The following is a 15,053-nucleotide window of genomic DNA, read 5'->3' as shown; positions in this document are numbered from 1 at the left end:
GCGTCCGCGCCGGGACGTGTGCCTGCCCGGGTTGGTGAACAACCGAGTGGCAGGCGATCTTCAAAGGTGTGGGCTACGACGGGGCGCCCAACGCGGTCCGCGCCAGATCACGTAGCCAGACGTGCGCGGGGTCGGTGTCGTAGCGCTGATGCCATGACAGGTACACCGCGGCGGGCGGCACTTCGAGCGGCAGTGGGAGCAGAGTCAGACCGAGGGCCGTGGCCGCTGAACGCGTCGTCGATTCAGGGGCTGTGACGAGAAGGTCGGAGCCGCGCACGAACTCGAACGCGGCCCCGTCGGTGGGCACGGTCGCCACCACCCGTCGGGTGAGGCCGAGCCGTTCGAGAGCGTCGTCGAGGGCGTTGCCGAGCCTGCCGCGCCGCGAGACGGTGATGTGCTCTGCCTCGGCGTACCGCGCGGCGGTGACCGCCTTGACCCGGGTGAGCGGGTGCCCCCGCCGCACGACGATGACGTGCTGGGTCTCGGCCACCCGATCGGCGCGGAGGTCGGGTGCGGTCGGGCGGTTGGCGTTCGCCTCCAGGTCGACCTCGCCGCGGCGCAGCTCGGGGGTGTCGATGCTCGATTCCGCGATGAAGCGCAGCCGCACGCCCGGCGCCTGCTCGCGCACGGCCGCGAGAAGGGCGGGGCCACTGAGGGCGACGAGTGAGTCGTGCCAGCGGAGTGTGAAGGTGCGTTCGAGCGTCGTCAGGTCGAGTGCGCGGCTCGGCGCCAGCACGCCCTGGACCTGCTGCAACAGCTCGTGCACCTGTTCCCGGACGGCGATCGCGTACGGCGTCGGGGTCATCGTGCGCCCGGTACGCACCAGGATCTGATCCCCCGTCGTGCGCCGGATCCGGCCGAGGCTTCGACTCATCGCGGGGGCGGTGACGTGCAGGCGCTCGGCGGCTCCGGCCACGCTGCCTTCCTCCAGGAGCGCGTCGAGCGCGGCGAGCAGGTTCAAATCCAGTTGCATGAGAGTCATCCTAGCCGTGCTTTACATGCACTTGCAGTTAATGACGGGCCCTCATACCTTCGAGATGCGGGCACGGAAGCAACACGGTTCTCGCCTGGCCCGCCTCACAACCCCCCTGCTCAGATGGGAGCACCGCCATGCCCGAGTCGATTCAGACCACCGGAATTGCCGCAACCGCCGACCCCGCGTCCGACGCCGACCTGCTCGCGCAGACCGCGATCGCCGTGCGCGAGGCGGGTTCGGTGCTGCGGGAGCGCTTCGGCGACGTGGTCCGCTACGACACCCGCGAAGAGCTGATGCGCGCGCTCGCCGCCAACGACGACGCGGCCCTCGACGTCCTGCGCCCCCGCCTCGCCCGCCTGCGCCCGGACGCCCGCGTGGTGGAGGACGAGCTCGCGGGCGGGGCCCTGCCCGCCGGCGAATGGTGGGTCCTGGATCCGGCCGAGGGCAATGTCAACCACCTGCACGCCCTGCCGGAGTGGGCGGTGACCGCCACTCTCGTGCGCGACAACCAGCCGGTGCTCACCGCGGTTCACCTGCCGTTGACCGGTGAGACCTACACCGCGCTCGCCGGCGCCGGCGCCCACCTCGACGGCCGCCCGCTGCACGTGTCCCCGACCACGGACCTCGGCCTGAGCCTCGTGGCCACCAGCCAGGCCAGGCCGGACGAGGACGAGAAGGTGGTGCGGCGCATCGGCTCCTCGATCACCGAAATGCTCTTCGACGCGCTCGTGGTGCGGACATCCGTGCCCGCCACCCTGCACCTGCTGAACGTGGCCGCCGGACGGATCGACGCCTTCTGGCAGTTCGCCGGGGCCCGCGCCGACCTGCTGCCCGGGGCGCTGCTCGTCGCCGAGGCCGGCGGGCGGATATCCGACGCCGAGGGCCGCCCCTGGACCCCGGAGAGCGAGAGCTTCCTGGCCGCCGCGCCCGGCGTGCACGCCGACGCCGTCACCACGCTCTCCCGCTGACTCCCCCTCCCCCTCTCCCCCCCCCGAACCACAAGCACCGGAAGGACCACATCAGCATGACCGTGATCGCAGTTCTCGGAAACGGCCGCGTCGGCGGCAGCCTCGCCCTGGCTCTCACCCGGGCCGGGCACGAGGTGACCGTGGCGGACCGCTCACCAGGCTCCGCCGCCGACGCCGCCCGGACAGCACGGATCGTCATCAACGCCACCCCGGGCGCCGGTTCGCTGGAACGGCTCAGCGCGCTGCGCGAGGAACTCGAGGGCAAGATCCTCGTGGACGTCTCCAACGCCACCGTCGACGGACCGGACGGACTGCCGGCCGAGCTGCTCCACCCCGGCTCGAGCCTCGCGGAGCACCTTCAAGAAGCGCTCCCCGACACGCGCGTCGTCAAGACGCTCAACACGATGCTCTACACGGTGATGACCGCGCCCGCCACGCTCACCGAGCCCCCGACCGCCTTCCTCTCCGGCCAGGACCCGGATGCCAAGCAGGTCGTACGCGGGCTTCTCGCCGACCTCGGCTGGCAGCAGGAGTGGCTCATGGACCTCGGCGGGATCGAGACCGCGCGGGCCACCGAGGCCGCGATCCTGTTCGTACCCCACGTGATCCGGTCCAGCGGATTCACGCCCTTCGCCGTCTCGATCGCCCGCTGAGAGCCTGACGCGGTGGGAGGTCGAGCCCGGTCCTGGCCATGCGGCGAGAGGTGCGCCGCGGAACGGGCTATGCGTCGCCGTCGCCGTCGCCGTCGCCGTCGCGCAGGGAATGAATCATGCTCCGCAGGATCCGGAACGCGCCCGACTGCTCGGGCTCGGTCATTCCGGCCAGCATTCTGACCTCGACGGACCGGACCGCCACGGTCGCCTTCTCCAGGCTCCGTCGGCCGCGGGGTGTGAGCCGCGCGGGAAGAGCCTTCCCGACGGGCGCCTCCGCGGGCCTGGTCACGTAGCCGTCCCGTTCCAGGGCCTGGAGCAGCACGTTCATCGTCTGCCGGGTCACGAACGCGCCCCGCGCGAGCTCGGAGTTCGACAAGCCCGGCCGTTGGGCCAGCAGCTCGAGGCAGGAGTAGTGCGTCACGTTCATCCCGAGTGGCCGCAGCACCTCCTCCATGGCTACCCGCAGGGCGCTCGAAGCCTCCTTCAGCAGGTAGCCCAGTGATGTGTCCAGGTCGACGCCGACACCCTTTTGACTCATGTCAGAAGTCTGACATACGGTGGCCCGTGTCAGTATCCTGACACGCAAAGAAGGAGCATCATCATGCCCGCCACCGGCCCCGACTTCATCTCGCTCCAGGCGCGCGACCTCGACACCTCGCAGGCGTTCTACGAGCAGTACCTCGGCCTCGTCCGCTCGCCGGCCGGACCTCCGCACGCCGTCGTCTTCGAGACGAAGCCGATCGCGTTCGCGCTCCGCGACGTCATACCCGGCACCGATCTCGCATCCGTCGCCCAGCCCGGCATCGGTGCCGCGATCTGGCTCCACGCCACCGACGTCCAGGCCATCCACGACGCTCTCGTCGCCGACGGTCACACCATCGTCTCCGCGCCGATCGACGGCCCCTTCGGGCGGACATTCACCTTCGCCGACCCCGACGGCTACCACGTCACTCTCCACGACCGCACCTGACCAGCCGAACACCGCCGAGGATCACCCGGGCCGCCGACAGAGCACCGACGGGGCGTCAGCCGGGGCCGAAGTCCGCTTCCAGTTGCTCGCGCCAGCCCGGGTCCGCCAGGCCCGCCCCGACCAGGACGTCCCGCCAGTCCTCCTTGGCCAGCTGGACGGCGTCGAGGAGGCGGTCCACCCGCCCCCGGCCACACAGCAGGGTGGCGGCGGCGATGCGTTCCTTGTCCTCCCGGTCACCCCGCTCGGTCAGGTGGTTCACCAGCTCGGCGAGGAGTTCCCCCACCACCCGGCCGTCCCGCCCCGGAAAGTCCTGGGCGATGCGCTTCTCGACCCGCACGGTCAGCCCCATGCGCGCTCCCTTTCTCCCTTTTTGACCCTTTTATCACATCACGGTACCCCGACCCGGCGGCACGGTGTCCGACAACCAACTTGACGGCCCGTCACTTTGCCCAACTGACAGCCGATCTACAGCATCACCTTCTACGGTGCCGTGTTCATGACAGACACCCCCACGAACGACACGTCAGAAGCGCGGGCGTCCCACCCGATCGGGCGCCGCACCGTCCTCATCGCCACGGGCGCCACCGCGGCCACCCTGGCCGTCGCCGCCGTCCCGGAAGCCCCGGCGGCCCCCACCGCCCCCGCCTCGGACGCCGCGCCCGTGGCCGCCGCGGCGGTCTGCACCCTCACGAAGGAGATGACCGAAGGCCCCTACTACCTCGACGGACAGCTCGTCCGCAGCGACATCAGCGAAGGCAAGACAGGTTTCCCGCTCAAGCTGAACCTCACCGTCGTCGACGACGACACCTGCGTGCCGCTGAGCAACGCGCTCGTGGAGATCTGGCACTGCGACGCGCTCGGCGAGTACTCCGGCTTCGTCGGCAACAACGGCCACGACGAGCCCGACAACGGCACCTTCCTGCGCGGCGGCGTGCTCACGAACTCCAGCGGCGTCGCGAGCATCACCAGCGTCTACCCCGGCTGGTACCGGGGCCGCTGTGTGCACATCCACGTCAAGGTGCACACGAACGTCACGCTCACCGCGGACGGCTCGTTCACCGGCGGCCAGGAGCTGCACACCGGGCAGCTCTTCTTCAACGAGACGGTCACGGCCAAGGTCGGCGCGCTGTCGCCGTACTCGACCAACAAGGTCACCCGCACCACCCTCGCCCAGGATTCCATCTACGACGACGGAGGCGCCGCGTCCGGCCTCCTCACCCTGACCGCCCTGGGCAGCTCCCCGTCCGCCGGCTACACCGGCACGCTGACGCTGGGCGTGGAGCGGAGCTGACGCGATCCCGGTCCTGACGGCCCTGGGTGACCGTACGTCCGGACGTACGGTCATCCGGGGGCGTCCTCCGCGCCCCGCACCAGCGTCAGCCATCCCGGCAGGTCGACCTCGGCCCGTACCGTCTTGCCGGGCGGCGGCTTCCGGTCGATCACCTCCCACCGGTCGGCGAGCGCGTCGACGAGCAGCAGGCCGCGTCCCGCTTCGGCGAGCGGAGAGGGCGGCCGGTGCCGTACGTCGGCCGGGGCCGGGGGGCGTGGCTGCGGGCGGGTGTCGGTCACCTCGACGCGCACCCTGCCGACGACCAGCGCCAGCCTCAGCTCGAAGTCCCGGCCCGGCACGCGCCCGTGGGTCACCGCGTTCGCGGCCAGCTCGGCGACGATCAGCGCGACAGCGTCGGAGGGGTCGCTGCCGTGCGGGATGCCCCAGGCGTGGAGTTGGTTCAGGGCGAGGTACCGGGCCAGGCGGGCGCCGCGCGGGGTGGAGCTGAGACGCTGCGCGAACGTACGTACGGTAACCGGACCTTGGCGGGTCGGAGGTGATGTCACACCCCCAATCTGACCGGCCTGAGGCCGACTTCACCAGGTCGGAGCCGTGTACGCCGCGCGAGCGTACGCGGTCACGGACTGGACAGTACCGGTGACTGCCCGTGACCATGTGTGCGGGAGGTGACCGGGGTGGTCGATGGAGCGGTGGGTACGGTCGGGAGCGAGCCGGAGTCGTCCGACAGTCTGCGGACGTTCGGGGCGGTCGTCCAGGCGTTGCGCGAGCACGCGGGGTTGAGCCGGGGGGAGTTCGCGGACCTGGTCCGGTTCTCCAAACACACGGTGGCGTCAGTGGAGTTGGGCCGCCGCATGCCGGACCCGGCATTCGTGGACCGCGCGGAGGAGGCCCTCGGGAACACGGGCGCGTTACGGAAGGCGGCGGGGCATCTGGCTCGGCAGCCGGGGTTGGCGGCTTGGTTTCGGCAGTGGGCAAGGCTGGAGGCGGTGGCGATCGCCTTGCACACGTACGAGTGCCGGATGATTCCTGGGCTGCTTCAGACGGAGGCGTACGCGCGGGCGTTGGCCGCCGACCAGCTGCCGCCGCTCGACGACGCACAGATCGAGGAACGGTGGGCTGCGCGAGCGGAGCGACAGCGGCTGCTGCGGGAGCGGCCAAACACGGCGTTCAGCTTCATCCTCGAAGAGCACCTGTTCCTACGGCGTACAGGCGGAGTTGCGGTCACACGCGAACTCATCGACCACGTACTGGAGGTCACCGAGCTGCGGAACGTTGAGATGCAGGTCATGCCCTTGCTGCAGGAGTCGCACGCCGGGCTACAGGGCACCATCCATCTGCTGGAGACTCCCGGGAACAGGTGGTTCGCCTACAACGAGGGGCAGGAGTGCGGCCAGCTGATCTCTGACTCGAAAGTAGTCAGCGTCCTTCAAAGCCGGTATGCCAGGATGCGTTCGCAGGCACTCACCATCCGGGACTCCATGAGCCTGTTGCAGCGGATGCGAGGAGCATTATGAGCACCAGCGAACTGGCATGGTTCAAGTCGAGCTACAGCAGCAGCGCTTCCGGTGACTGCGTCGAGGTAGCCGTCGCCTGGCAAAAATCCAGCTACAGCAGCAGCGGCGACGGCGACTGCGTCGAGGTAGCCCGCACCCCCGCCACCATCCACGTGCGCGACTCCAAGAACACCCAGGGCCCGCGACTCACCCTCTCCCCCACGGCCTGGACGGAATTCGTATCGCTGGTGCGGTGATCCCAAACTGGATGCGACCGCCGGCCGATTCATGCGGGGAGCCCCGCGCGACGGCAGCGAAACTGCTCGCGCGGGGCATTCCTTCTTGTCGGCGAATTCACGCCGTCGCGGTCAGGCGGGAGGCGTGGGAACCTTCAGCATCTTCCAGGTCTTCGGCCCCGGGAAACCGTCCGCGTCGGGGCCACTAAACCCATGCTTTTCCTGGAACTTCTTGTACGAGGCCTTGTCCGCCGGCGACCACTTCGTGTCCGGCTCCGGCGAATGATAGGTGCCGCATCCTTCCTGCACCAGGCGACGAGCCATCGCGAGGACGACCGGGTTGTCCGGGTTGCGATGGAACCACCTCTTTCCGGGGAACGGCACGGTGCCGTCTCCTGAATGGGAGATGATGAGCCGCTGCCCGGGCTGAATGATGTCGCCGTGAAGGTTGTTCAGTTGCTTGAGCTTCGCGACCGTAGTCCTGAAGAGCTCGGCAATCTCGGAGAGATTGTCGTCCTTTACGACGTAGTAAATGGCGTCTCGTGTCTGTGTTGTAGTCATGACTTCAACGCTAATCCTGTTCGCAGCGGCTCGCATCTCTACGCCGAGCGGCGTACGGATTCACCCTATTGACGTATCACCGGATGACTTTATCTCTCCAGTGAAATAGAATGCACAGCCGCCGCTGAAGGCAGCACGGCGTGAACGAGTGCCAAAAGCACGAGGCGGTCGTCGCGGTCCGGGCACCACGGGACCGCCCTGGCGCGCCCAGGGTCATTGAACCGATTGTGGTGTCGGCGATGCCTCAGCAATCAGAGTTTGGGGCATCGGTTGCGGGGCCGAGTCGCAGTCTCAGTCGGGCAGGGTGGTGTGCACCTCGCAGTCGGCGCAGCCCTTGTGCTCAGCCCGCTCGACCTTGTCGGGGCCCAGGTTTATCACCACCTGCGTGGAGCTGTGTTGCCAGGCGCTCCACGCGCCACCCTTCTTCTTGGCCCTTACCCAGGCGTCTCCCGCGCAGGAACCGTTGTTTTCCTTGATCGTCTTCGCGCTGGCGTTCGTGGTGATCGCTGAGTAGCGAGTGCCGCAGCTTCGAACCCAGCTATCGAGCCCGAGCGCGCCCGAGGGTGCTGCGGCGGCCGGGGCCACGGAGAGACCCCCGCCGAGGGCCGCGACAGCGGCGGCGAGGGCGATGCGCTGACGTACTTTGTTCATCGTGTGGATCCCTTCCGGTTGTGAGGGGACGGCGGAGCGGACTGCACCACCCGTCCCCCTGAGCGGCTCCCCGCGAGTGAACCGGGGAGGATGCGTCGACGTGATGCTCGATGGGTTCAAAGGGCCTTGTTGCCTGCCTGCTGAGCCTGTCCCACTCAGGCAGGAAAGGCCGAGGTGTTTCAACCTGGCTTGAATCACGGTCTGTTGGGACAATCACTGGCGATCGCCAGGCATGGCTGGAGCATGGGGGAAGCAGTGGTCTACCGGATCCATTTCACCGCCGAGGATCTGGCCCGGACCCGGGTGGCCGAATCGCCGAGGCCGATGCTGGAACTGGCCAATGCGGTACGGGTTCTGCAGGACCGGAATCAGCCGGTCCGCTACGACGTATGGCGACGGCGGTCCTTTTCCCGGTTACCGCCGGCATCGCGCCTGGCTCTCGATCTGATCCCGTTGCGCGGATGGACGCCGGACTTCCTGGCCCGCGTGCAACCGGGCAACCCACAGGATCTGCTGGAACAGATCCGCTCGACCTCTCCGAAAGAGATCCGTCAGACCCTGGCAGCCCTCGCGGAACACCAGCCGCTGCCGTCCTGGGCCCGGCGGCTGGACGATGACCCACTCGTGCTGCAGCAGCTGGCCGACAGCATGCGTCTCCTCCACACGACGGTCATGGCGCCGTACTGGCCCCACGTGGTGACCAGCCTTGCCGCCGACCGTGCCGTCCGGATACGCGAGCTGCTCCACGGTGGCGTCGAGCGCCTGCTGACCGGGTTGCACCCGCCGCGCATCCGGTGGACACCGCCGACGCTGGAAGTCGCCATGGCTTCCGGCATGCAAGGCGACCTGCGGCTGGAGGGCCGGGGGCTGCTGCTGGTGCCTTCACTGTTCGGGTCGGAGTCACCGGTCATCGACCCCGATGCCGAGCCCCAGCCCTTCCTGACCTACCCCGCCAACTCCGGTGCGGCCCTCACCCCCCTGACCCCCTTCTCCACCGAGTCCACGGCCGACGGCGCACCCGCAGCTCTGACCGCGCTGCTGGGCCGGACCCGCGCCGCAGTCCTCCATGCCATCGCCACCCATCCCGGATGCAACACGGCCGAACTCGCCGGGGTTCTGGGCATCGGCGCCTCCGGCGTCAGCCAACACGCCACCGTTCTACGACAGGCCGGACTGGTCACCACTCAGCGGCATCGCAACAGCGCGGTGCACACGCCCACCAGCACCGGGCTCAACCTCCTCACGCTGCACGCCTGAAGGCCACCGCAGGCCCACAGAGCTCGCAACACGCCCTAGCCCTGCAGGTCCGGTAGCCCGGCCGGCTCCACCTCCACGAGGGACAACAGCCCGCCGAGTCCCGCGAACAGGGCCAGGCACAGGGTCGTGACCGTGTCGCTGACGCCGCCCTGTTCAACTAGGTAGCCACCGATGAGCCACGCCGCCGCATGACCGGCCGCGAGGAGCAGATGGTTGCCGCGCTCCCTCAGCAACCGCATGCCCACCCACAGCAGAACCGGCAGCGCCAGCAGACCGACGAGGCGGGCCAGCAAGGCTTCCAGGAAACCCGCGCCGACGGAGTCGCCGCCGGCCTGACGCACGCCGTCCGACCAGTCCAGCAGGTAGGTCCAGGTCCAGTAGCAGACGACGGCCCCCAGTGCCGACACGATCGTGCCCTTCACCCCGCGGAAGCTCCTGGTCTTCGCCATGCACTCACCGTGGCACAGGGCAGGAGTGGGGGCCTGAGTACGCGTACTCAGGCCCCCACCGAAGCGGGTCTGGCGGGTGCCCTACTTCTTCGGGCACTCCTTCCACGCCAGGTGGTACACCGTGCTGATGTCGCCGTCCGTCGAGTCCATCGTCATGAAGCTGACCTTGCCGGGCGACTGCGTGCCGGCACTCACGCGAAGCTCGGTGTTGATGTTGAAGTTGCGCTGGACTCCACAGGGTGCGTAGACGAGTTGGGGCCAGTCGGTGGTGTCGGTGGCCTGCCAGTTGTCGTCGCGGGGGCCGGTGAAGGGGTGGTTCTTGGACACCGTGTCCGACGAGCCCTGGAAGTAGTACGAGGCTTTCTGGTTGCCGGACGCTCCGCGCTGCAGCGAGGCGAAGCCGCGGTAGTCGGCGCTGGCGATGGCGTACGTGAAGCCGCCCGGGACGTGGACGACCAGGCTGAGCTGGCAGTTCTTGCGGAACGCGGTGGGGTCGGAGTTGCCGCCCGCCTGGGCGAGGTAGTCGCTGTAGGTCACGGTGAAGGCGGTGTTGTCCTCGGAGACGGCGACCGCGGCCGTGCCCTGCGGACAGCCGGAGCCGTTCACCGTGGCGACCTTGATGATGATCTTGTCCGGGGGCGGGTCCTCGAACCCGCCGGACGATCCCTGCGCGGGCAGTGCGGTGGTGAGCAGAGCGGCTATCGCGCCGCTCAGCAGAAGTCCACCAGCCATGGTCTCTCCTCGGGTTGGGGGGTGGCTACGCCCACGGCCTGTGAAGGATCGATGAGGTTCCTGTGAAGGTCGAGGGCGATCGCATCGTAGGGAGAGCCACACGAAGCAGTCAGGGCGAACTCAAGCCATTCACATACGCTGATTTCACTCTGTTGCGGCGACCTCACACCCGCACCGGCTGCCGCTCCCCGGTGGAGACCGGCCGCGCCGCCCGCTCCCGCAGGTGGGCCCGGACCGAGTACGCGAGGGCGGCGGCCCACACCGCGTACAGGACGACGTACACGACCGTGCTGAGCGTGCCCGACGCGGCGATCCAGTCGCTCCGCAGCAGCGTACGAACGTTGGTCACGATGATCACGCCGCCGACCGCAGAACCCAGCACGCGTGGCGGGACCATGCGGACCAGCCAGGCGGCGACAGGCGCGGCGATCAGTCCGCCGAGGAGGAAGGCGAGCACCCAGCTCCACTTCAGGCCCTGCGAGCCGAGGGAGAGGAGGAAGCCGAGGCTCGCGGCGACGGCGACCATGAACTCGCTGGTGTCGATGGAGCCGATCACCTTGCGGGGCTCCATCCGGCCGCTGGCCAGCAGCGCGGGCGTGCCGACCGGGCCCCAGCCGCCTCCGCCGGTCGCGTCGAGGAACCCGGCGACCAGACCGAGCGGGGTGAGGAACCGCTTGTGCAACGGTTTGCCCAGCCGGTCCTCGGGCAGGCCGCGCAGGGTGAAGCGGGACATGACGTACAGACCGAGGCCGAGCAGGATCAGGGACATGGCCGGCTCGGCGACCTCGGTGGACAGCTTCGACAGGACCGTCGCGCCGAGGAAGGAGCCGACGGCCCCCGGCACGCCGATCTTCGCGACGACCTTCCAGTCGACGTTGCCGAAGCGCCAGTGCGAGGCGCCCGACATCAGTGTGGTGCCGATCTCGGCGAGGTGGACGGTGGCCGAGGCGGCGGCCGGATTGGTGCCCATGGCCAGCAGCAGTGTGGTGGAGGTGACGCCGTACGCCATGCCGAGGCTGCCGTCCACGAGTTGGGCGCCGAGGCCCGCGAGTGCGAGCAGGATGAGCGTGCGCAAGGTCGGTCCCGTCTTCCTGGGCCCCCTCGGGTCCTCGGACCCCTGGGCCCCCTGGATTTCCTACCAGTCCGGTAGGGATGAACGGGACACGACCCTAGGGGGTCGATCCGAGTACGGGCCAGGCGGGGGTCCGGGGGGTGTTCTCAGGCCGCGTTCAGGGGTTCTCCCAGGCGGCCGGTTCCGCCGCCAGTCGCTGCACCGGCTCGGGCAGCGCGTCCGCGGCGAGGTCGGCGAGCGTGACGCCCTCCAGGATGCGGCGCACATTGGCGCGCAGCGCGATCCACAACGGCAGCAGGGGCTCGGCCGATCCGGTGTACTCCAGGCCGGTGGGGCGTTCGCCGCGCACCGAGACGATGGGTCCGTCGACCGCCCGGATCACGTCCGCGACCGTGATCTCGGCGGCCTCACGGGCCAGCCGGTAACCGCCGCCCCCGCCGCGTCGGCTGTCGACCACACCCGCGCGGCGCAGATCACCGAGAATGCCCTCCAGGAACTTGTGCGGGATGTCCTGGACGGCGGCGATGGCCTCCGCCTTCACCGGTCCGTCGTCCTGCCGTACGGCGAGCTCCAGCACCGCCCGTACCGCGTAGTCCGCCCGCGCAGAGATCCTCATAAGACAATTGTGCGGGGTCCGCCCGTGCAGAATGGCCCAGCGCCCACGGGTCGCGGACGAATACAGGCACAACAGGAGGCGCTCCCTTGGGGCTCAGCAGAAGAACTTTCAGCGTCCTCGCCGGCACGGCGGCGCTCGGCTTCACGCTGGGCGGCAGCGAGGGGACCCCGAACAGCATCGCCGCCTCCAGCAGGGTGCCCACCGGGCCCGCGCCGGGCCCGCCCGCCGCCGACGGGGTTCGGCACACGGTCGGCTTCGACCGGTACTCGCTGATCGTGGACGGCCGTCGGCTGGTCCTGTGGTCGGGCGAGATGCATCCGTTCCGGCTGCCGAGCCCGTCGTTGTGGCGGGACGTGCTGCAGAAGATGCGCGCGCACGGCTACAACGCGGTCAGCGTCTACGTCTCCTGGAACTACCACTCCCCCGCGCCCGGCAGCTACGACTTCACGGGCGTGCGCGACCTCGACCTGTTCCTGCGGACGGCCGCGGAGACCGGCCTGTACGTGATCCTGCGTCCGGGCCCGTACATCAACGCGGAGGTCGACGGCGGCGGCTTCCCCGGCTGGCTGACGGTTACCGAGGGCCGGGCCCGCACCTCCGACCCGGTCTATCTGCGGCACGCCGACGAATGGCTCGGCCAGGTGAACAGGATCGCCGCGCGGCACCAGTTCACCCGGGGCAGGGGCAGCGTGCTGCTCTACCAGATCGAGAACGAGTACGACGCGTACGTCACCGAGCCGGCCGGCCGTGACTACATGTCCCACCTGTACAAGAAGGTGCGGGCCGACGGCATCGACGTACCGCTGTTCCACAACGACAAGGGCCACAACGCCCAGGGCCACGACGCCCAGGGCCCGAACGGCTACTGGACCCCCGGCTCCTTCGACACCGGGGGCGAGAAGCGGCGCTGGCTGTACGGCTTCGACGCGTACCCCTCGCCCGAGCAGGTGCCGCCGGACCTGGGGCACTTCGGGGCCGGTGGCCGCCGAGGCGGGGCGACGGCGAGCCCGCGGACGCCCGGGTTCGTGCCGGAGTTCGGCGGGGGCTGGTTCGACCCGTGGGGCGGATCCACCTTCCAGGGCAAGGGGTATGCCGAGGTCCGGCGCACCCGGGACGCGGCCTACGAGCGGCGCTTCTACCTGACCAATCTCGCCAACGGCATCACCCTGCACAACGTCTACATGACCTTCGGCGGCACCTCCTGGGGCTGGCTGCCCGCGCCGGTCGTCTACACCTCGTACGACTACGGGGCGGCCTTCGACGAGGGGCGCAACGCCACCGCCAAGCTCGCCCCGATGCATCAGATCGGCCATCTGCTCGCGCGCCAGCCGGACTTCGCCAGGCTGAAGCGGGCGGCGGACGTGAAACCCGCGGACGAGCGGCTCAAGGCGTACCACCTGACCAACCCGGACACCGGCGCCCAGGTGTACGTCCTGCGCAACGACAGCTCCGAACGGGTCACCACGACCCTGCCGGACACCGACTTCGACGTGCCGGTCTCGGTCCCGGCCCAGGACGCCCGGATGCTGGCGACCAACATGTCCCTCGGGCAGTGGAAGCTGCGGTACTCCACCGTGCAGCCGATGTTCTGCGTGACCGCGGGGCGGCAGGACATCGCCGTGTTCGCGGGCCCGCGCGGCGAGATGGGGCAGGTCGTCCTCGACTGCCCCGAGGAGCCGACGACGACCCGGCTGGACCCCGATCCGGCCTGGGTGTACGACCGTGGTCTGCTGCGGGTGACCGCGCCGCTCGGCGCCGGTGGGCTGACCCGGGTGAAGGTCGAGGGCGGCGGGAACGACCGGTCGCTGCTGCTGCTCTTCGTGGACGACGCGACCTCCCTGCGGCTGTTCCCGCGTGACACCCCCTCGGGTTCGGTGCTGGTGTACGGCCCGGCGCTGGTGCGTGATGTGGCGCTGCGCGGGGACCGGGTCGAGCTGACCGGCGACACGGTCGCGGCGACCGGCCTGGAGGTGTGGGGTCCGCGCGGGATCACCCAGGTCACCTGGAACGGGGACCCGGTGCCGACCCGGCTCAGCGGCACCCAAAGCCTGCTGGCCCTGCGTCCGCTGCCGGGAGTGGGACGAGTCTCGCTGCCCGCTCTGGACGGCGGCTGGCGGCGCCGGGTCGAGAACCCGGAGTCGGCGCCGGACTTCGACGACTCGGCGTGGACGGTCGCGGACCGGACGGCCTCGCACAGCGTCACGCCCGTGCCCGACGGGCAGCCGGTGCTGTTCGCCGACGACTACGGCTTCCACTACGGGGACGTCTGGTACCGGGGGCACTTCACCGCCGCCGCGGACGCCGTCGAGTCCGTCTCCCTCGCCTACAGCACGGGCACCCAGGGCGTGCTGATGGCCTGGCTGGACGGGGAGCCGCTGGGCACGCACCGGATGCCGGTGCCGGACGACAGCACGGCACGGCAGGGAAGTTGGGCGGCCACGGCCACGTTCCGGGTGCCGGAGGCGCTGCGCGAGAAGCTGGGCGAGCGGTCGGCCGAGTCGGGCACCGCGCGTGTCCTGTCGGTCCTGGTCCGGCGGATGCAGCACGACCAGGACGGCAAGTCCCTCGACACCCACAAGGTGGCCCGCGGACTGACCGAGGTCACCTTCGAGGGCGCGTCGCCGAAGGTGAGGTGGCGGGTGCAGGGCGAGGCGGCACCCGATCCGGTGCGCGGGCCGCTGAACAACGGCGGCCTGTACGGCGAACGGGAGGGCTGGCACCTGCCGGGGTTCAAGGACGCGGACTGGGAGGAGGCGAAGCTGCCGCGCGCCGACCGCCGCCAGGGGGTCACCTGGTACCGGACCGCCTTCCGGCTGTCCGTCGCCCCGGGGACCGACGCGTCGATCGGTCTGGTCCTGAACGACGACCCGGCCCGCGCCTACCGCGCGCAGATCTTCCTCAACGGCTGGAACCTGGGCCAGTACGTCAACGACGTGGGCCCGCAGCACACCTTCGTCCTCCCGAACGGGATCCTGCGCACCCGCGGCTCCAACACCCTGGCCCTGGCCGTCCTGTCCGACGGCACCACGGAGTCGGGCCCGAAGGACGTACGGCTGACGCTGCTGGGCGCGGCGGCCGGAGGGGTGCCGGTGACACCGGTGGCCTCCCCCGGCCGCTGATCCAGGGCG

18 protein-coding genes are annotated in these 15,053 nt (G+C 69.9%); 8 read left to right on the top strand and 10 right to left on the bottom strand.

What is annotated here, in order from left to right:
• Positions 1 to 73: 73 nt before the first annotated feature.
• Positions 74 to 973 (bottom strand): LysR family transcriptional regulator, encoded by a 900-nt coding sequence (locus ACFYRY_RS10735; RefSeq protein WP_389142332.1) that lies wholly within the window; start codon positions 971 to 973, stop codon positions 74 to 76.
• Positions 974 to 1,110: 137 nt separating this feature from the next.
• Here ACFYRY_RS10735 and ACFYRY_RS10730 point away from each other — a divergent pair, with 137 nt between their 5' ends.
• On the top strand, positions 1,111 to 1,944 hold the full coding sequence (locus ACFYRY_RS10730; protein ID WP_389142330.1) for an inositol monophosphatase family protein: 834 nt from the start codon (positions 1,111 to 1,113) through the stop codon (positions 1,942 to 1,944).
• A 56-nt stretch (positions 1,945 to 2,000) separates the two neighbouring features.
• Positions 2,001 to 2,597 carry an NADPH-dependent F420 reductase gene (locus ACFYRY_RS10725; RefSeq protein ID WP_389142328.1) on the top strand — a complete coding sequence of 199 codons (597 nt, stop codon included), beginning with the start codon at positions 2,001 to 2,003 and terminating at the stop codon, positions 2,595 to 2,597.
• Positions 2,598 to 2,664: 67 nt separating this feature from the next.
• Here the strand turns inward: ACFYRY_RS10725 and ACFYRY_RS10720 are convergent, their stop codons facing one another.
• Positions 2,665 to 3,135 carry a MarR family winged helix-turn-helix transcriptional regulator gene (locus ACFYRY_RS10720; RefSeq protein ID WP_389142326.1) on the bottom strand — a complete coding sequence of 157 codons (471 nt, stop codon included), beginning with the start codon at positions 3,133 to 3,135 and terminating at the stop codon, positions 2,665 to 2,667.
• 63 nt (positions 3,136 to 3,198) lie between these two features.
• On the opposite strand from ACFYRY_RS10720, the gene ACFYRY_RS10715 reads away from it, so the two are divergent.
• Positions 3,199 to 3,567 (top strand): VOC family protein, encoded by a 369-nt coding sequence (locus ACFYRY_RS10715; RefSeq protein ID WP_389142324.1) that lies wholly within the window; start codon positions 3,199 to 3,201, stop codon positions 3,565 to 3,567.
• A gap of 55 nt (positions 3,568 to 3,622) precedes the next feature.
• On the opposite strand, the gene ACFYRY_RS10710 is transcribed toward ACFYRY_RS10715, so the two are convergent.
• The gene (locus ACFYRY_RS10710) at positions 3,623 to 3,916 is read right to left on the bottom strand and encodes a hypothetical protein (RefSeq protein WP_389142322.1); all 294 of its coding nucleotides are present in this window, start codon (positions 3,914 to 3,916) and stop codon (positions 3,623 to 3,625) included.
• A 147-nt stretch (positions 3,917 to 4,063) separates the two neighbouring features.
• Here ACFYRY_RS10710 and ACFYRY_RS10705 point away from each other — a divergent pair, with 147 nt between their 5' ends.
• On the top strand, positions 4,064 to 4,858 hold the full coding sequence (locus ACFYRY_RS10705; RefSeq protein WP_389142320.1) for an intradiol ring-cleavage dioxygenase: 795 nt from the start codon (positions 4,064 to 4,066) through the stop codon (positions 4,856 to 4,858).
• A gap of 50 nt (positions 4,859 to 4,908) precedes the next feature.
• On the opposite strand, the gene ACFYRY_RS10700 is transcribed toward ACFYRY_RS10705, so the two are convergent.
• Positions 4,909 to 5,403 (bottom strand): ATP-binding protein, encoded by a 495-nt coding sequence (locus ACFYRY_RS10700; RefSeq protein WP_389142318.1) that lies wholly within the window; start codon positions 5,401 to 5,403, stop codon positions 4,909 to 4,911.
• Between the two features lie 129 nt (positions 5,404 to 5,532).
• Here ACFYRY_RS10700 and ACFYRY_RS10695 point away from each other — a divergent pair, with 129 nt between their 5' ends.
• Together ACFYRY_RS10695 and ACFYRY_RS10690 are read left to right on the top strand one after the other, a co-directional pair.
• Positions 5,533 to 6,372, top strand: coding sequence for a Scr1 family TA system antitoxin-like transcriptional regulator (locus ACFYRY_RS10695; protein WP_389142316.1), 840 nt, complete (start codon positions 5,533 to 5,535; stop codon positions 6,370 to 6,372).
• Positions 6,369 to 6,608 carry a DUF397 domain-containing protein gene (locus ACFYRY_RS10690; protein ID WP_389142314.1) on the top strand — a complete coding sequence of 80 codons (240 nt, stop codon included), beginning with the start codon at positions 6,369 to 6,371 and terminating at the stop codon, positions 6,606 to 6,608. Before ACFYRY_RS10695 ends, ACFYRY_RS10690 begins: the two co-directional genes overlap by 4 nt.
• A gap of 111 nt (positions 6,609 to 6,719) precedes the next feature.
• Here ACFYRY_RS10690 and ACFYRY_RS10685 read toward each other — a convergent pair whose 3' ends face one another.
• Positions 6,720 to 7,148, bottom strand: a complete 429-nt coding sequence (locus ACFYRY_RS10685; protein ID WP_389142312.1) for a peptidoglycan-binding protein — start codon at positions 7,146 to 7,148, stop codon at positions 6,720 to 6,722.
• Between the two features lie 291 nt (positions 7,149 to 7,439).
• Positions 7,440 to 7,799, bottom strand: coding sequence for a hypothetical protein (locus tag ACFYRY_RS10680; RefSeq protein WP_389142310.1), 360 nt, complete (start codon positions 7,797 to 7,799; stop codon positions 7,440 to 7,442).
• A gap of 189 nt (positions 7,800 to 7,988) precedes the next feature.
• Here ACFYRY_RS10680 and ACFYRY_RS10675 point away from each other — a divergent pair, with 189 nt between their 5' ends.
• Positions 7,989 to 9,056, top strand: a complete 1,068-nt coding sequence (locus tag ACFYRY_RS10675) for an ArsR/SmtB family transcription factor (RefSeq protein WP_389142308.1) — start codon at positions 7,989 to 7,991, stop codon at positions 9,054 to 9,056.
• Positions 9,057 to 9,091: 35 nt separating this feature from the next.
• Here the strand turns inward: ACFYRY_RS10675 and ACFYRY_RS10670 are convergent, their stop codons facing one another.
• The 4 genes from ACFYRY_RS10670 to ACFYRY_RS10655 all read right to left on the bottom strand — a co-directional run bounded on the left by ACFYRY_RS10670 (position 9,092) and on the right by ACFYRY_RS10655 (position 11,925).
• Positions 9,092 to 9,505, bottom strand: a complete 414-nt coding sequence (locus tag ACFYRY_RS10670) for a hypothetical protein (protein WP_389142306.1) — start codon at positions 9,503 to 9,505, stop codon at positions 9,092 to 9,094.
• Between the two features lie 81 nt (positions 9,506 to 9,586).
• Complete coding sequence (locus tag ACFYRY_RS10665) at positions 9,587 to 10,237, bottom strand: DUF4360 domain-containing protein (RefSeq protein ID WP_389142304.1); 651 nt, start codon at positions 10,235 to 10,237, stop codon at positions 9,587 to 9,589.
• A gap of 163 nt (positions 10,238 to 10,400) precedes the next feature.
• The gene (locus ACFYRY_RS10660; RefSeq protein ID WP_389142302.1) at positions 10,401 to 11,312 is read right to left on the bottom strand and encodes a sulfite exporter TauE/SafE family protein; all 912 of its coding nucleotides are present in this window, start codon (positions 11,310 to 11,312) and stop codon (positions 10,401 to 10,403) included.
• Positions 11,313 to 11,466: 154 nt separating this feature from the next.
• Complete coding sequence (locus ACFYRY_RS10655) at positions 11,467 to 11,925, bottom strand: RrF2 family transcriptional regulator (protein WP_389142300.1); 459 nt, start codon at positions 11,923 to 11,925, stop codon at positions 11,467 to 11,469.
• An 86-nt stretch (positions 11,926 to 12,011) separates the two neighbouring features.
• Here ACFYRY_RS10655 and ACFYRY_RS10650 point away from each other — a divergent pair, with 86 nt between their 5' ends.
• Entirely contained in the window at positions 12,012 to 15,044 is a 3,033-nt protein-coding gene (locus ACFYRY_RS10650) for a beta-galactosidase (protein ID WP_389142298.1), read from the top strand.
• The last annotated feature ends 9 nt before the right edge of the window (positions 15,045 to 15,053 follow it).

The organism is Streptomyces sp. NPDC005263 (assembly GCF_042872365.1).
Taxonomy (GTDB): domain Bacteria; phylum Actinomycetota; class Actinomycetes; order Streptomycetales; family Streptomycetaceae; genus Streptomyces.
The sequence above is the reverse complement of the archived record's forward strand: the minus strand, read 5'-3'. Positions and strand labels throughout refer to the sequence as shown.